Origin of the sequence: Candidatus Kapaibacterium sp. (assembly GCA_023957315.1) — a bacterium.
Classification (GTDB): Bacteria; Bacteroidota; Ignavibacteria; order Kapaibacteriales; family UBA2268; genus PGYU01.
In genome coordinates, this window is sequence record JAMLHE010000001.1 from 385559 (window position 1) to 403589 (window position 18031).

General features: G+C 37.4%; 13 protein-coding genes. 5 read left to right on the plus strand and 8 right to left on the minus strand.

Going from position 1 to position 18031, the window contains the following annotated elements; translation table 11 throughout:
* Positions 1 to 123: 123 nt before the first annotated feature.
* On the minus strand, positions 124 to 2517 hold the full coding sequence (locus M9949_01520; GenBank protein MCO5250081.1) for a hypothetical protein: 2394 nt from the start codon (positions 2515 to 2517) through the stop codon (positions 124 to 126).
* Positions 2518 to 2686: 169 nt separating this feature from the next.
* On the minus strand, positions 2687 to 4912 hold the full coding sequence (locus M9949_01525) for a dehydrogenase E1 component subunit alpha/beta (GenBank protein MCO5250082.1): 2226 nt from the start codon (positions 4910 to 4912) through the stop codon (positions 2687 to 2689).
* Positions 4913 to 4977: 65 nt separating this feature from the next.
* On the opposite strand from M9949_01525, the gene M9949_01530 reads away from it, so the two are divergent.
* Positions 4978 to 6114 carry a hypothetical protein gene (locus M9949_01530; GenBank protein ID MCO5250083.1) on the plus strand — a complete coding sequence of 379 codons (1137 nt, stop codon included), beginning with the start codon at positions 4978 to 4980 and terminating at the stop codon, positions 6112 to 6114.
* A 111-nt stretch (positions 6115 to 6225) separates the two neighbouring features.
* Positions 6226 to 7326 (plus strand): hypothetical protein, encoded by a 1101-nt coding sequence (locus tag M9949_01535; GenBank protein ID MCO5250084.1) that lies wholly within the window; start codon positions 6226 to 6228, stop codon positions 7324 to 7326.
* Between the two features lies 1 nt (position 7327).
* On the opposite strand, the gene M9949_01540 is transcribed toward M9949_01535, so the two are convergent.
* Positions 7328 to 7981 carry a hypothetical protein gene (locus M9949_01540; GenBank protein MCO5250085.1) on the minus strand — a complete coding sequence of 218 codons (654 nt, stop codon included), beginning with the start codon at positions 7979 to 7981 and terminating at the stop codon, positions 7328 to 7330.
* A 75-nt stretch (positions 7982 to 8056) separates the two neighbouring features.
* Between M9949_01540 and M9949_01545 the strand changes: the two genes are divergently transcribed.
* On the plus strand, positions 8057 to 10144 hold the full coding sequence (locus tag M9949_01545) for an OmpA family protein (GenBank protein ID MCO5250086.1): 2088 nt from the start codon (positions 8057 to 8059) through the stop codon (positions 10142 to 10144).
* Positions 10145 to 10153: 9 nt separating this feature from the next.
* Here M9949_01545 and M9949_01550 read toward each other — a convergent pair whose 3' ends face one another.
* A complete protein-coding gene (locus M9949_01550; protein MCO5250087.1) occupies positions 10154 to 12700 on the minus strand; it encodes a PAS domain S-box protein in 2547 nt (848 codons plus the stop codon).
* 322 nt (positions 12701 to 13022) lie between these two features.
* Here M9949_01550 and M9949_01555 point away from each other — a divergent pair, with 322 nt between their 5' ends.
* Positions 13023 to 13670 (plus strand): hypothetical protein, encoded by a 648-nt coding sequence (locus tag M9949_01555; GenBank protein ID MCO5250088.1) that lies wholly within the window; start codon positions 13023 to 13025, stop codon positions 13668 to 13670.
* Between the two features lie 128 nt (positions 13671 to 13798).
* Here M9949_01555 and rpsR read toward each other — a convergent pair whose 3' ends face one another.
* Genes rpsR through M9949_01570 form a run of 3 tightly spaced genes read right to left on the minus strand, consistent with a single transcriptional unit; the run spans position 13799 to position 14484 of the window.
* Complete coding sequence (rpsR, locus tag M9949_01560; protein ID MCO5250089.1) at positions 13799 to 14065, minus strand: 30S ribosomal protein S18; 267 nt, start codon at positions 14063 to 14065, stop codon at positions 13799 to 13801.
* The gene (rpmE, locus tag M9949_01565; GenBank protein ID MCO5250090.1) at positions 14062 to 14301 is read right to left on the minus strand and encodes a 50S ribosomal protein L31; all 240 of its coding nucleotides are present in this window, start codon (positions 14299 to 14301) and stop codon (positions 14062 to 14064) included. The genes rpsR and rpmE overlap by 4 nt, the downstream gene beginning before the upstream one ends.
* A gap of 9 nt (positions 14302 to 14310) precedes the next feature.
* The gene (locus M9949_01570; GenBank protein MCO5250091.1) at positions 14311 to 14484 is read right to left on the minus strand and encodes a hypothetical protein; all 174 of its coding nucleotides are present in this window, start codon (positions 14482 to 14484) and stop codon (positions 14311 to 14313) included.
* A gap of 189 nt (positions 14485 to 14673) precedes the next feature.
* On the opposite strand from M9949_01570, the gene M9949_01575 reads away from it, so the two are divergent.
* The gene (locus M9949_01575) at positions 14674 to 16974 is read left to right on the plus strand and encodes a carboxypeptidase regulatory-like domain-containing protein (protein MCO5250092.1); all 2301 of its coding nucleotides are present in this window, start codon (positions 14674 to 14676) and stop codon (positions 16972 to 16974) included.
* 53 nt (positions 16975 to 17027) lie between these two features.
* Here the strand turns inward: M9949_01575 and M9949_01580 are convergent, their stop codons facing one another.
* The gene (locus tag M9949_01580; protein MCO5250093.1) at positions 17028 to 17963 is read right to left on the minus strand and encodes a class I SAM-dependent methyltransferase; all 936 of its coding nucleotides are present in this window, start codon (positions 17961 to 17963) and stop codon (positions 17028 to 17030) included.
* Between the last annotated feature and the right edge of the window lie 68 nt (positions 17964 to 18031).

Sequence of the window (18031 nt, forward strand, 5' to 3'; positions counted from 1 at the left end):
AATTGATTCTACAAAAGAAAGCCCCGGAATAGGGGCTTTTTTTTTTGATGTCAGGATTTAGGTACCATTTTGCTGAAGACGGAAGGAAGGGTTTGGGGTAAAGGTGGCAATAATGTTTGACAATTAGTCATCAAATGCAAGTTTCGTTAGATGGTGATTTTCGTACATTAAGAAACTAGCGTAAGGTTTGATCATATTAGAAATAAAATCGTCAATTTCAATTGACTGAAGTTTATCATCATCTTTTTTCATTTTTTGTAGAATACTAAATAAGAATAATGAATGTAGGTAAATTGAGAGGAAATATTTGTCTTTTGAATATTTAATATCTGATTCACTATTGATACGGTTTTTAGATAGAAAGCTCTTTAATGCGAACGAGTCCATGTTAACAATTATACCTTCAACCATAAATTCATCCTCATCTTTTGATGTAACTACTTTTACAATGTCGGATCCATTCCAATTTAAGTTTGGATCATTCCAAGCTATTCCTTTGCCATCAATTGGGTGTTCAAATGCTTTTTGTGGATTAGGAAGATTGGGAAAGGTTTCTGTTTTTTTGGGCTCTTTTTGCTCTGGTTTACTTAGCTCATTGTCAACTTTGACTTGAAAAACACACTCTAGTTCATGACCTGGTGTTGAAAGAGTTGCACGTATTTCTACTTCATCTCCAACTTTTGCTTTTGCATTAGGTTTAATCAATAGCTTAATTGTCCCATCAACAGGACCTTCTCGGTTTATTGTAAGGATATCAGTCGATTCATTAGGATTTGGATTAGGGGTTGGAGTAACAGGTTTCTCAGTTTGATTTCTTTTTTGCAATACTTCAATTGCAAATATTCCTTTTTCTGAAGGTCTAAATAAGTAATCATTTTCAACATCAGTTTCGATTTCAATTTTTCCGTGATGATTTATTGGAACAGTTTTATAAGGTTTACCTTCTGTATTTTGTTTTAAGTTTATCTTAAAAATGGAAGGGAATCTATTTAGTTTTTTTTGTACCTGTTTTTTATCTGGATCGTTTTTAATTTTATGCCCTTGTTTTTCTAGGAAATATAGAGAGCCGTCTCTTCTTAACAAATTCAAAACATCTTTGTCAACCGGAAGTTTAGAAAGTAAATTTTCTACAAGTTCTTTATCAGATTCCGTATCGTGTAATAAAGCGTTTTTCCTATCGTTATTTATTTGTTTGAGAGCAGTACTTTTTTTGAGAACATCAATAATTGCATCACGTAGTATCTCGGTTTTAGGGCCTTGTTTCAAATGAGTTCTATTAGACATCAAAATGTCTTGTCTGATAGTTGTAGGTATTTTTGTACAATCAACGTGAATTAATGTATGCTTTTTTAGTAAAGAAAAACCAAGGTCTTGTGAAATAAACGATTGACCTTCAAAACCGTGTACCTGCCCGTTGAGTGTAAAAATTAAAGATTTGTTTTTAATAAACTCCTTGTGCTCAACATTAGCTTTGAAGATAATAACTTCAATTGGAATGTCTCCTAATCCTTTTTCAAGTGGGATAGTAAATGAAATGGAGGTCTCAATTTGATCTCTACTGTCAATTGAAATCCTTGTTCGATTTCCTAATACGACCTTACTTGGAGTTTTTCCTGCATAATCTCTTTTTTCATAGACTGATACTGGCAAGGGTAAATGAAACATATATTGATTTAAATCACGCCACAAATCCAAAGTTATATCAGAACCTAAACCCTTAGGTAGCTGGTATGAATAAAGTTTAACAATACTACCATAATCAAATTTTCGATTATATAAACCTAAATCTAATTCATCAATTTTAAAAGAAGGTATTTGACTATTTGGACAAAAGTATTCGTACCAAGAAGATTTTCCAAAATCAAATTCTTCGTCCTTTGATAATGGATGTCTTCTTACTATAGTAAATCCGAATTCTGAATCAATATTATCAAATTTTCCAAACCTCTTTGAACCAATTAATTGATACTTGTTGTTACCGCAGAATACAACAGCTCCGGTTGAGCCCATACAGTATTTCCCTTGCACAAAATGAATATCAATTTTATTGTTTTTGTGTAGAGTTAAAAAGGTGCTTTCAAAATTTTCTGGAGTTTGCCCTTCGCCACAATCATAAATAATAATCGAAGGTTGAACTTTATCTCCAACAGCTAGAATTTGAATGTTTTCCGCAAGTTTTCTTCTTTCAGTTTGAGTTAATTCCCCAATTTCACCATCTTTTACATTATAAAACATTTCAACAGCTTTGCTCATAGTCCTTGGCGCTTCAGATGATTTTGGGTCAATTCCTTTTAGTTTGCATTCTTTTATCAATATTGCATCAATAGAATTTGTGATTTTCTCTATCAATGCTGGTACTGGATGATTTTGTTGACTTTCGAATGTGCCAAAGTTACCTTTGTTCTCGCCGTAAGGTCTCCAGTTTTTTGGATTCTGCATTAGTTGATCCGAGTCAATTATTTTTTGCAACTCCATTTCTGTATCTGATTTAAATAACATCCAAAATAATTTTTCCATAAATATAATTCCAAATTTGTAAGATTTCACAAATATAACATTTTTCATGACAGGCTTTGTCATTTGATTAGATAAAAGATTCTTTTGTATATGAGTCTTTGTAACAACTGACCGGACGACTGGGACAACACAACAAAAAAAAGCTCCACATATTTGCGGAGCTTTTTGTTTAGAAGGCGATTAGTTGCTTGAGCATGTCCAGCACCTTGTTTTCGTTGGGGAGTACGTCCTCCTCGTAAACGGGGGCGTATGGGATATGCGAATCTTTGGCTGCAAGACGCATTACCGGAGCATCGAGCCACGGGAAAGCATTTTGGGAGATTGTTGCCGAAATTTCGGCTCCGAATCCGGCTGTCATTGTGTCTTCGTGCACTATCATGACGCGTCCGGTGCGTTTGACTGATTCGAGCACCAACTCTTTGTCCCAAGGAATAATTGTACGCAAATCAATGATTTCAACAGTTTTGTCGAATTCCTTCTCGAAGCGTTTTACGGCATTGACCGAATCTTTGACACCCATTCCATAAGTGATAATAGTAGCACTATCGCCGGATTTGACGGTTTTACCCACTCCGAACGGAATGAGATAATTTTCGTCAGGTTCGATTGTACGAGCAAATGGCAAACGATACATGCCCTTGTGTTCGCAGAAAATAACGGGGTCGTCCAATCTGCAAGCAGTTTTGAGCAAGCCCTTTGCATCTGCGGCATTGCTTGGGTAAGCTATCATGATGCCCGGGATATGAGCAAAAATAGCTTCGATATTTTGTGAGTGGCACAATCCGCCGTGAATATAGCCGCCAACAGCCACGCGAGTGACTACAGGCGCTTTGAAACCACCGTTGGAACGGAAGCGCATTGTGGCAACTTCATTTTTGTATTGCATGAATGCGGGCCAAATGTAATCACCAAACTGAATTTCGATGACGGGTTTGAATCCGCGAACTGCTAAACCGAGAGCCACACCAACGATTGATGCTTCGGCAAGAGGTGAATTGAACACGCGCTCTTCGCCGTATTCATTGCTGAGCCCACGTGTAGCGGTAAAAACTCCGCCTTTGGGGTCGGCAACGTCTTCGCCGAAAATCACCATTTTGTCGTTGAGCCTCATTTCTTCCATCATGGCATGATTGACAGCGTCAACGAGCACTGCAGGATTGCCCTCTTTGGGTTCTGAGGTAGCGTAATCCAACAATCGTGTTGATTCGTCAGCAAAAACATGTTTAGTAGAATCTTCTGCCACTACGTCCGGGCGTCCTTCTGCCCATGCGATAGCTTCATTAATTTCGTTTATAACTTCGGCGCGGAGTGCTTCAATTTCGTCCAAAGTTGTTAATTCGTGGTGAATCATATAGTCGGACAAAATTGCGATACAATCCCGTTTTGATTTTCCGGCAGCAAGTTCCTCTTCGGAACGATATTTTCTGTGGTCATCGGACGACGAGTGCGGAAGCAATCTTTCGACTACTGCGTGCAAAAGTGCCGGACCGCGACCTGCTCTGATATATTCGACTGCATCGCGAGCTGCCTTGACCGATTCAAAATAGTCAGTTCCATCATACTCTTTCATCAACAAATTTGGATAGCAGCAGAATGAATAAACCACGCTTCCACCCATAGATTGGTCTGCTTTGGGAACGGAAATTGCGTAGCCGTTGTCCTGAATATGGAACATCACAGGTAATTTTTCGCGAGTAGCCCAATTGACTGCTTCGTAAAATTCACCTTGACTTGTAGTTCCTTCGCCGGATGCTACGTAAGTTACTTCATCTGCGCCAAGTTTTTTGGAAGCAAGGGCGCAACCCGTAGCATTGAGGAATTGAGTGCCTGTGGGTGATGATTGAGTTGGTAGATTGAGCCTTGGGTGACCGTAGTGACCGGGCATTTGTCTGCCGCCAGTTGCAGGGTCTTCCGCTTTGTGTAATGCAAGCAAGAAATAATCCCTAAGGCTAAAACCCATTCCGAAAGAAAAAGCCATATCACGATAATATGTCCATCCCCAGTCTTTACCGGATTCCATCGCAAATGCGATAGCTGTTTGGGTGGCTTCGTGACCACTACAACCGATATGGAAGAATGATTTGCCTTGTTTGACAAGAGTCAAATGCTTCTCGTCAGTATGGCGTGATTGCATCATATTTTTCAAAGCTCTCATCAGATGCTCTTTGTCTAAGTTCAAAGAGATATGAGGCGGTTCGGAACGGTCGAGTTTTCTGCGGTCAACGCTGCAATCATCGCCACGTCCGTGGTGGCATGATGAGCCGACTTGCTCCGGTAGAACGTCAATTTTGATTATACGTTCGTAAGCATCAACTTTTTTACCATTCGATTTTGTAGTTGATTCTGTATTGTTTATTTTTGGTTCTGGGGTTTCGGGATTAGTTTTTTTTGCCATATTTGTGTATTAGTAAAAATGGGGTTTAACAATATTTTTCATTTTCAAATCAGAGTAGAATATCAATGTCATGGAATAAAATAATCGGACACGAAAAAATCAAAAGAATATTGCAAAATGATATACTAAATAATTCAATTGCAAATGCTTATTGTTTTGTGGGACCGGAAGGAATCGGTAAAGATGCAATGGCAATTGCATTTGCTAAAGTGATGAATTGCAAGCAAGCAATTCATGAAGATAATACGGTAGATGCGTGCGGAGTTTGCAAAAGTTGTCAGCAATTCGATAATTTGAGCCATCCCAACTTTGAATTGATTTTCTCGCTCCCAACGGGTAAAGCCGGAGATAGTGAATCGCCATTTGAAAAGCTCGACAACGAGCAATTCGCCGAAGTTAGGCGAGAACTTCAGTCGAAATCCGAAAATCATTATCACAGAATGGAAATCAAGGGTGCAAATTTCATTCGTGTATCATTCATACGATTTGTGAAAAGGAAACTTTTGCTCTCAAATAGTGTCCCGGGACGAAGATTCATACTTGTCAGCCGAGCAGACGAAATGAATGTAGAATCGGCAAATGCTTTCTTGAAAACTTTGGAAGAGCCTCATAACGACGTGACGATAGTTCTGACATCATCGAAAGCTGAAGGAATGTTGCCAACGATAATGTCTCGCTGCCGAAAAGTGCAATTTTCACCTGTAGAAGCCGGGCAAATCAAAAAGGAACTGATTGAAAATTACGGATTCGACGAAGAATCTGCTCATACTGCATCATTGTTTTCGGGTGGTTCGCCTGTGCGAGCATTGCAATTTGAGAGCTCCGATTTGGCAGCATCTCGCAATGCTATGGTGAATATGCTCCGTCAAAGTCTCAAACGCAAAGATTTTCAGCTTAACTTATCAGCCGCAGTGGAGGAACTTGTCGCTACGAAAGATAAAAATAAATTATTCAATGATTTGAAGCTTTTCCAACTTTGGTTGAGAGACGTTTCTGCCAATAGATACGGCGGCGGTGCGAACTTATTCAATTCTGATGATGCGCTCACAATCATCAAATTTGACAGTGCTTTCCGCGATAAAAATATACTGAAAGCAATCGAAGAAGTGGATGCTTCTATGGCGCTTGTGCATCGGAATGTAAATCCACAATTGATACTTTATAAATTGTTTTTCAAATTAAGGGAAATTTTTCTTGTTTAATGAGAATAATTGTTTAAATTGCATACGTTAAATGCATTTTTTTACATTATTTTCTTTTAATAGATAGATTTGTTGACATAGATATGCAAGATAAAATCTTGAAAACTTGTTATGACTTCACATATAAATATAATAGATGTTGGTATATCGTATAAATTAGACGATGCCTTATTCCCGAAATCCAAATTGGAAGCATTTGGAGCAAGAAGTGATGGGTATCTGAAAGAATTCGAGTATATCAATGACATCCCAAAATCCGGTTTATCCCAAATTGACTACCTCCTTAGCAATGGCGAAAAGTATTCTAAACACTATTTTGCTGAATATATCGAAGTTGCTTTCAAAGGCAACCACAAAAAATTATTTATCAACGTAAACAAGCTTGATTTGCGATATGATGAATTAGTCGTTGTGGAATGCGAGGGCGGCTTTGATTTAGGTAGAGTGGTGAATTTTTGCGACAACACCGAAAAATATAAAAAGGATATTGCTGCTGAGCCCAACTTTTTTCAGTTGCTACGTAAGGCTACCAAGGCAGACTTGAGATATTTCAATCGTAAAATTGAAGATGAGCGAAATGTCGTTTGTAAGTGCAGAGAGATTGTCCAGCTTCATAATTTGGACATGAAAGTAACAGAATCGTACTGGCAGTATGACCGTCAGCGACTGACAATATTTTTTACAGCACCCCAGAGAATCGATTTTCGAGAATTGGTCAAGGAATTAGCAAAAAATTTCAAAACACGAATTGAACTGAGGCAAATCAGTTCTCGCGATGAAGCTAAGAGATTAGGTTCATTTGTTGGTCCATGTGGCCGGGAGCTATGCTGTACATCATTTTTATGCAATTTCGAACATGTCACTCTCGACCATGCACGAGCCCAACACCTTTCTAATAATATATCAAAATTATCGGGTAATTGCGGCAGATTGAAATGTTGTATCAAATTTGAATATGAAGCCTATGCAATTGCAGCTGAAAAATACCCGCCGATTCATTCAATAGTTAATACTGAGGATGGAATGGCAAAAATTGCCAAGATTGATATTTTCAATGATATTGTGACTTTGTATGTAACAGACAAAGGGAGCTACCGCAAAATTTCGTCGGTTGAATTAAACGAATATATCAAGCAGGGCAAAGTGAAATACGCAGAAACACATCACCACAAAAATCACTTTGACGAAGAACTCAAATTCCTCGAAGATTAGTTTATTCTTTGATAAAATCTTTGACTTTGGTAATCACAACAACTAAATCATTGTCTGATTTTGATTTTGATTGACGAATAGAAATTCTTGGATTTTCACGAGTCCAGCGATTGATAAGTTGCTCTAAATTTTTAACTCTGCCGTCTTGAGATACGGAATTCAGTGAATTTACAACAAATTCGACATGCAACTCACGATTGAATCTTAATAACATTTGCAATTCTTCTAACTTTTCAGTGCCATTGCTACTGAAATTGTCGTTATTAGAATCATAAATTTGTCCCTTGTAAAGCACAGTTCCCGGCTTTGGCACCACTACGCCCCAATCTTCAGTTTGTTCGGCATAATCACTTGTTTCTAAAGTTCTGAATTTAAACTCACGACGCAAAATTTCACTATTATTCAATATTACAGTATATTGAGTGTTCGAATTCAGCACTTGTTGGAATTCTCCGGAGATACTGTTTGATTGGCATTTGATTTTCTTACCTTGAGCATCACGAAATTCGATATCAACACCCATTGGTTTTTTTGTTGTTTCATCAAATATTTGTCCTTTGACAAGAATATGAGTAAAATTTCTTGCATTAGCTTCATTAGTTACGAAGGCAAAAAGAACAATACCTAAAATCAATAGAATAAATTTATTAGCCATTTACAAATCCTGTGGTAAACATTGAACAATTACATACGTTTTAACGAATATAATTCAACAAAATTACAAAAGAAGATGATTAGCAAGACAAATTTCTTAATATTTTTATTATTATCACTTCTGACAGTCTCGATTTCAATGGCTCAAAACCCACTTGAATTGAGGAGACAACAATTTGGAAGAGCACAGATACCGAGCTTGATTGATTTGGGTGCACCTCTCAATGACAGCACTTTTAAGTTGTGGGACAAGTATATCAGAGATTATGCTCCTGCTGATAGTGCTTTTTTGGTTGTTTCGCAGATGGCAAGCCGACATTTTAATATCAACCGAGCAGCAGTAGCCAAATTCATTTACGAATCATACCTTGAGTTATTCCCCGATATGGATTCAATCATCAATTCGCGTATTTATACTTGTGAACAAGTAATGCTGACTCAGGAACCAAATCCTGACACCAAATCCATCTATCATAATTATATTTTGAAAAATGCACCCTCAGATGATGCTTTTGTTGCTGTCCAAAGGCTAACAGATGCATATATTAATAGGAAATTTTGGGATTCGGCTGTTTACGTTTACGAATATTATCGCCCATACTTTCCTAATTCACCAAGGCGATTTGAGAAAATAATCGAAATTTTAAAAGCTCCCTTGGAGGGTTTGGCAGTTCAAAATCTGGGCAATATGATAAATACTCGAGGCAACGAGTGGGACCCAACTCCCACGCCCGACGGACGCTTTCTATATTTCACGGGTGACTCGAGGCAAGGCGGCAAGGGTCGTGCCGATATTTGGGTATCAGAAAAAGTTCGCGGTGAATGGCAGTTGCCAACAAATCTGGGCGCAAGCATTAACAGTTACCGTGATGAAACTATTGACAATGTTACTGTTGACGGAACTACCTTGATACTTTCGGGAAATTTCAAAGGCTCATTAGGAGAATTTGACATTTATTTTGCTGAAAAAGATTCTACCGAATGGAAATCTCTGACACATTTGCCTTATCCCATAAATACAAAATATCATGAGGAATCAGGATGCCTGACTGCCGATGGCAAGGCATTGTTATTTACAAGTGACAGACCCGGCGGAATTGGTCCATTTGTCAGAATATCCAATAGTTATTATCATGGGAATTTGATGGGAAATATGGATATATATGTGTCTGTGAAGCAAGATGACGGCTCTTGGGGTCAACCAGTTAATCTCGGTCCAACTATCAATACTCCGTATGCAGAACGCTCGGTATTCTTGCACCCTGACGGAAAAACCCTTTATTTCAGTTCGGACGGACACCCGGGTTTGGGGAGATTAGACGTATTCAAATCTGTCAGATTGAGCGATACATCTTGGACTGAATGGAGCGAACCTGTAAATTTGGGCAAGGAAATCAACAGTGCAAACGATGATTGGGGCTATGAAGTTGATATAACAGGCGAAACAGCTTATTTTGCCGGAAATAATTATGTGATTGGATACGGAGGTTGGGATATTTATTCGATTTCGTTGCCGAATAAGGCTCGACCGGAACAGGTAGTAAGAATTCGAGGTAAAGTTACGGATTTGGAAGGCAATCCAATCAGTAGCATTATCAAGTGGGAAGACCTCGAAACAGGTGAAATAGTCGGCACTTTAAGAAGTGACCCACGCGACGGTTATTATTTCATTGCTCTCAAACCCGGGAGATTATACGGTTACTTCGCCGAAAAGCCCGGATATTACTCATCATCTAAGCATATTGATTTACGCAATAATCACGAAGGGACGGAAATCAACGAGGACATCGTTTTAGCTTCGATGGTAGAGCTTCAGCAGAAAAAGCAATCGGTTCAAATCAACAATATATTTTTCGATTTCGACAAAGCAGAACTGAAAAAGGAATCATTTCCCGAGCTGAACAGATTAATAAAGCTGTTGAATTCGAACAGTCAAGTGAAAATTAAAATTGAAGGGCATACAGACAACATCGGTAGCAACGAACGGAATAAGGAATTATCAAAGCAACGTGCCGAAGCAGTAAAGCAGTATCTAATTGCCAACAATATAGCTGCCAATCGCATTACAGTTGTCTTTTTTGGGGCATCGCAACCAATTGTACCAAATGATTCGGAATCGAACAGAGCCAAAAATCGCCGAGTAAATATAGTGTTCCAAAATTGATTAGTAGTCTTACTTGTTCGGAATAGTGAAATAAAAAGTCGAACCAACATTGACTTCGCTCTTTACCCAGATTTTTCCGCCATGTTGCTCAATGTATTCTTTGCAAAGTATCAGCCCCAATCCTGAGCTTGTTTCGCCTTCGGTACCCGGTTGCGATACTTTTTTTGTAATATCGAACAGATTCGGGATGTCATTATTGTTAATTCCAATTCCGGTATCAGTAATAGAAATCATCGAATGTTTGGATGTCTTTTCAGCCGAAATTGTAATATGACCGCCTCTGCGAGAAAATTTTAGAGCATTGGTGAGTAAATTCCTCAATACTGCATTGAGCATGTTAGTGTCGGCGTAAACAAAAAATTCATCTGGTACATAGTTTGTCAGTACAATCTCTTTATTTTTCAAATTTGCATTAATTATATTAATGTTATTTTGAATAAGCAAGCTGAAATTTGTTGTAGCCGGATTGAATTTGATGTCATTTCGCTTTATACTCGCCCATTCTAAAAGATTTTCGAGCAAACTGTACAATGACTCCGCTGAATGTTTCATTGTCTTAGTAAGTTCTTTCAAGTCTTCTTGAGCAAGGAGTTCCAGGTCGTCAGCTAAAAACTTAGTAAGCCCCAAAAAACCGTTAAAGGGTGAACGGAGGTCATGGGCAATAATGGAGAAAAATTTATCTTTTTCTTTAATTGAAAGTTCTAACTGATTTTTTGTATCGGTAATTTCTTGAATCAAAGCATTTTTCTGATTCAAATTGATTTCGAGATTCAGTTTTGTTTCGGTTAATTCATCAAGAAGTTGCTGCTGTCTTTCCTCTAGAAGCTTTCTACCAGTAATATCATGAATAAATCCATGCCATAAAATACAACCGTCATCATGCTTTTCGGGTCTTGCAAATCCGTTCAACCAACGGAGTCCTTTCTCGGGATGATTAATCCTAAAGTCAATTCGCCAATCTTCGAGTGTATCGCGAGATTTAATAATAGATTTGTAAACATGAGGGAAATCATCTCGATGTATTTTATCGAAAATGTACTCCGAATTTTCTAATACCTCATACGGTCTAACTCCAAAAATGTCATAAATACCTTCGCTTGCAAATGGTAAATTCGAGCTACCATCAGCATTAAATTTGAATTGGTAAATCACACCCGGAAGCTGTCTTGATAATTTGGTTAGCAAATCATCTCGCACTTTGAGTAAATCTGTAGATAATTTGCTCTCTGTAATGTTAGTAGCAACCCCAAGCACGGCTCCACCCTCCACATCCGGCATATCGAAAGGTAATTTTGTTATTTGATACCAAACTTTACCGTCAATAGAATTGGTTGTATGAATTTCCATGCTTCTCGGTTTGCCCGAATCAATTACATTTTGGTCGAGCGATACGAAAATATTCTGCTCCTCTTCCGTAAAGCCTAATTGCATATCGTTTTTGCCCACTACGTCTCCGGGCTTCATGCCGTAAGTGTGTGCAAATGCTTTATTAGACATTAAGTATTTACCCGTGTAATCTTTTGCAAAAACAAGGTTTGGTACAGCGTCAAGTACTGCGCGGAAACGGTTGCGTAAAGATTTTTCTTTGGATTCGCTTTTTGCTCTTAAGAGAGCAAGTCCTGTCAATCTGGTATAGATTTTCAGGATTTCAGCATTTTCCAGAGTCTTACCTTTTTTGAAAACGAGAGCAAAATCTCCAATCAAATCATTGCCCTTGAGGATTTTTACTATCCATATCTCTCCAATTCCAAAAGCAGTTTGAATAGACCACGCCACAGATTTAGGTAAAAGCGTAGAACTTAATTCGGAAATAGAATTAAATTTAGTCAGAATAGAATTTTCTACTTTTTTGTTCATTTCAGGGTCAACAATCCACTTCTTGTTCTTCAATTCAAAGCCAAGCATTGAATTTATTTTTTCCATAAAACCTGAAAGTCCTGCAAAAGACTTCGTGATGTAATAATTTTCATCACTATTGAATAAATTCAAAACACCATAATCTGCCTTCGAAATATCTAAAGCTGTATCTAAAATCTTTTTATAATTAATATTGTCGTGGGACATCGCCATGAATTCTTCGGAGTAGTCAATTAGCGATTTCAGTTGGACATGTTCGTTATAAGAATCATAGGCATTGGTAAAAAATCCGATGTTATAATCTCTGTTTTTTATTTTAACTATAGAACTACGGATGTCAACGTAAAACACTGTACCATTCCTATGCAAACACGGAATACTACGGCTGACTTTATCCTTGCGGTCTGATACACCATGAAAAACATCACTGACGAATTCTAATGAATCTTTTGGGTGGATATCTCGGAAGTTTAAACTCAAGAACTGCTTTTGGGTATATCCAAATAGCGAACAAGCAGTATTACTTGCAAACACTAAATTGCCGGTTTCAACTTCGGCTAACAGCACTCCTTCGTTAGTTTGCTCAATGATTTGGCGAAAAATACTGTTATCCGCATACAAATAGTCAATCAACTCGGTATTCTCATTCCGGTTGATTTCCAAGTCTTCACCATTATCTAACTTATCACTGCTTTTCATTTACTTAATTCATCTATCATTTGCATTATCATTTTCCTAATGTAAGGACGATTTAGATGAATATTCCCTATAATTTTCTTTTCGTATTAATTATTACAATAAATTAATATATCAGAAACTAATATTTTATCATAACAAACTTATGAAAAAATCAACAAAACTGATATATTTTTTTTTATCTGTGTTTTGTCATTTTGGCAGATAAATTCTTATGAAAAAGAACTTGCATATTAAAGATTTCAATAATTTTTGCTATTTTCACACTTTATTAGAATGTCTAATTGGCATTTGAAATTTATTTTAAAAAATACGGAGTAGTATCATGAAAAGAGTCTCGTTTTTTGTATTACTTGCTTCAATGTTTGCTTTTGTATCATGCGGTGAAAAGTTTGATGAGTTAAAAAAAGCTGCCGAGATTGTCGAAAAAGCCCCCGATATGGTAGAAAAGATGGAAAAATCTGCAAATGAATCCGAAAAGAGAATTCAAGAACGTCGTGCAAAGGGTGACACGCTATCAATCAAATTTACCGAATTAATGAAATTTTTGCCTGAATCTATTGACGGTTATACACCCGGCAAACCCGAAGGACAGACTACAAACACTTACGGCTTCTCTTTTTCGACTGCTAAACATACTTTCACAAAAGAAAATTCTGACGGAAGCACCGATAGAGTGACAATTGAATTGTTCGATTACAACCAAGGTCATGATTTCTTTGTCGGGCTGACCATGTGGACTTCTATGGGTATGTCGTTTGAGGATACTAATGGATGGCAAAAAACATTCGACACCGGAATTGCTGACGTTTTTGCAATGGAAGATTACAAGTACGATGGTAAGAGAACTGCCCTTACATATGCTATAGGATATAGATTCTATTTGGCAATTAACGTGGAAAATGTTGAAGGGACTGACTTTGCTAAGAATTTGGCGAAAAAAGTGGACATGAAAACACTTGCGAAAATGTAATTTCTGATTGGGAAATAAAGTTCGCTCCACAAATTCAATTAATATTTTGTAATAATAATAACATTTTGTGTGAAAAAAAAGAGACTGCCAATTGAGACAGTCTCTTTTTAAATTTCGAGAAACGTATATTATGCCAAATCTTGAGCGACAAATGGCACAAGAGCCAGATGACGAGCATATTTGACAGCCGTTGCAATTTGACGTTGCTGATATGCAGTCAATCCTGTGATACGACGTGGCAAAATTTTGCCTTGGTCGTTAGTAAAACGAGTCAAAAACTTAGGGTCTAAGTAATCAACTACTTTAGAATCCTTCATAGGATTGATTTTCTTTTTACCGGTTTTCTTATTCGGCTTAAAAGAGGAGCCTGTTTGCATTGGATGAATAGCGTTCATTTCTTGACCTTCTTTGTTTCCATAATTTCTTGAGCACGTGACATACGCTTATTAAATCTGTCAACGCGACCGGCTGTATCAACAAGAACTTGTTTGCCGGTGAAAAAGGGGTGTGATTTTGAGTCAATTTCCAAGACCATTTTTTCATTTTTGTAACAAGCACGAGTTTGGAAAACTGTGCCGTCGGTCATTTGAATATCAACTGTGCGATAAAAGGGATGAATGCCTTTCTTCATTGTCTAACCTTATTTACTTATGTCTAACTTATCTACTGAGTTAATGTCGTCAACCTTCATGAATTGTTCGATGAACTTCACGGAGCCGTCTTGGTCTTTGTAACCTTTGATTACTTTTACCACAGGTTTGTCGTCGCCTTTTTTCTTCTTCAGCTTATCGCCGAATGTTTGTGCTTTAGCCATTTTTTATGTCCTTTGAACTTATCAAGTTTATAGAACTACAAAAATAATAAGAACTTATCGAATTGCAAAAATATATTTCACTTTTTTTTAAAATCGTGCAAAAAAAATTCTTTTGCAACCAATTTTGACTTGCTGTGTATTTAACATGAAATCAAAAATTACATTGTTAATAATATAGGAGAATTTATAATGTCATATTTTTACCAAAAAATCACGGTTTTAGTTGCGATTGCATTATTTGCATTAGCCAACATAAATACAATACAGGCGGAAGATTTGAAAGCGCCCCGATTTGAACATGCTGACGGCAAAATATTCAAAGAAGTTGATGATACTATCACAGCAATAGTAAACTTAGGCTGGGTGGACGAGAATACGAACCTTGAAGGATTTGGATTATACGTTTATTACGGTGAAAGTAAAGACTATGATGATTTCACTTTGTACAAGAAAATTGATTTGAAAGACGAGAGTTTGAACCACCAAAAACATTACTTCCAATACCTGATTCGGGAATTTGTTTCCGAATCAAAAATAGTTTCATTTTATATCACTTCTTACGCCGGTGGGCATGAATCTGAAGGCTCAGGAATTAAGATTGTAAAGTTGAAACAAGCAAATCAGAACCACAATCAATTTCTGATAGTAGGCAAACCGGCACACAAAGCTGCAATTGGCGAAGAATATGCATTTGAGTTTAAAATCGAAGCAAATGTCGATTACACAGACTTAGAAATCAAGTTAGAACATTCTCCTGAAGGTGCGGTGCTTGATGTCGAGAATATGATTGTGAAATGGACTCCAACCAAAGGTGGTAATTATACTTTTGTTCTTTATGCTACAGCAAAATCTGAAGAAGGTGACTTACATGCAAAATTCTCGTGGACTGTGGAAGTTATGCATTGCAAAGTGCCCGCTATTGTATCGGGCGAAGTAGTTGACGAAGACGGTACACTTGTAGAATTTGGTACTGCTATGCTATTTTGGACTGACGGAACGAACGGCAGAGAGGGTAAATTCCATAGAGTTTACGATGCTCGCATTGTCGAAGGTAAATATGAATTCAAAGGCGTTGATGCCGGAGAATATTATTTGCAAATAAGTGCATATACAAAACATCAAAAAGCATATCATCCCGTATGGTACAAAAATGCTACCAACTTTATGGACGCAACTCCAATAGAAATTGAATGTGGCGAAACTTATGAATTTGATTTTGTAGTCGAACCGGTCAAAGAACCAGAATTCTTTAAAGTATCAGGTAAAGTGCTTGATGCCGAAACACTCGAACCAATCAAGTGGTCTTACGTTAAGTTCATCGGTATGGATAGTCGCAATCATAATTACAATTTGGAAGTCGTTACGAACCATTTCGGCGAGTATTCCATTAAATTGCCCGAAGCCGAATACATTGTTTTTGCTCATGCTCTGAAGCCAAACTCAGGTGCAATGACAAATCAATATTTGCCGCAATATTACAATTTGGCGAACAATATCCAAGATGCTACAATTCTTGTTGTCAACGAAAATATCTCGGGAATTGACTTTGCACTCGATAGAGTACCTACTTATGAGAATTCAATCAAAGGAAAAGTTGTAAGTGTTGATGATATTAATCTAAAAGATGTAGTTGTAAGTGCATATTGTACTGACCCGGGTAATCAGAACGAAAAATTCAGATTCTATAGCAAATCTGCAGTGACTGATGAAAACGGCAACTTCGAAATCGAAAACTTAATGCCCGGTACTTATATTTTATATGCTAATACGAGAGATAAAATCTATATGCCGGGATTCTATGTAGTAGGTAAAGAAGTATCAGCTAAGTGGAAAGATGCTACTGAATTTGAAGTAGAAGAAGAAGGCGCCTTCGGTCCTTATACTTTGACACTTCCGATATTTGAAAAAGTTCATGGCAACGGCAGAATAAAGGGAATCGTCAGAGAAAGAACAGGCAGTATCAAATCCGGCAATGACGAATTACAAGGTGCAAAAGGACTAAACGGAGCAAATGTATATATTTTCGATATGCAGAACAATCCTGTGAAAAGCGTTAATACGGATGAATTCGGTAATTTTGAATTGAACCAAATCCCGAACGGCAAATACACAATCGTTTTGGATAAAGTTGGATTCCACCCGTTTAGCTATGAAGTTGATTTGACTACCGACAACAATGACCTCAGCAAAGAAGTCGAAATGTCGCCTATTTCCACTTCAAGCGTAAGCACAATCTTCAAAATTGAAACTACAGTATTCCCTAATCCTGTTAGCGATTTGCTAAATATTCAATTTGAATCCGCTGCGGGTGTTGCGAATATTAAACTTGCTGCATATACAGGTGCTACTTATCTGAATGAATCACTTCAAACAATTGACGGACAAAACAATATCAGCTATTCCATCAAAAATATTCCGCAAGGAATCTATTTCTTGACAATTGATTTGAATGGAAGTATTATGGTTACTCCGCTTGTAATCAGCAAATAAGCTGATTTTATGTTCTTACAATGGTCGGTATTCTAATGAGTGCCGACCATTTTTTATTTGCGTTTGAACCAGAAAGAGCAGGCAGAAGGGTTAAATTCCTCGAAAAGATTCGGAGTAGTAAGCAAATTCTTCATATCATTTTCGTAATCTCGCGTCAGATGATTTTGCGGAACCATGATTTCATACTTATCGTTGAACATCAAGAAAGATTCGAGCAAATACTGTTCGTTCCAAAATGAATGAGCATCCACAAGCCACTTTGCAGGATAATTTCGCGGATAGAAAATGTCATGGATTTGCACATACACACCACTATTCAATGCAGGGATTACAGTGTGATATTCGTGTAAAACGTCGCCTTCGGGTCTGATTTGGTGCGATGAATCAATAAATAAGATGTCATTGGCTTTCAAGCTCGAAAACAAATCCGGATTGCAATCTTCGATTTTGTTTCTAATTACTTCGATGCCCATTTTTTCGAGCCATTGATTTTCAAAAGGCTCAATGCAAATCAATTTCCCTGCGTAATCAGATTGCTCTTCCTTATTTTTTTGGATTGCAAGGTGAGCCACTTTGCTCGAAAATCCGGAGCCAACTTCAAGCACCGTATTAGGCTTCAAGTTCCGAATCATCAGATAGTAGAGTTCGGCTTCTTGAGGCAGAAAGAACTGAAATCTCTCGGGTCTGTCGTCGTTGAGCAAAGATTCGAAATCTATTTGAGCAATTTCATCCTTATATTTCAAATCGTTTATGAAATTAAGAATATCGGGAATATTCATGGAAATATGCGGATTGGGCTTTGCCTCATCTAATGATTTAAGTTCGAGCACATTTGGCAGCGGTTCGTAATAGTGGTTAGTAACAGGTACTACTCCCACTTTGCGAAAAATAGACCTACTGACAGGCATTCGGGCTATACCTTTCATCCTGATAAAATAGAAATATTTTGCTGCTACAAAAGCAAACGGCGACATGACTAAATCTATCAATCGTATCGCCGTATTTTTGGATTTTGTGAGAAGTTTTTTCAATTTAAAAATTTTGTTATATTTTTTAA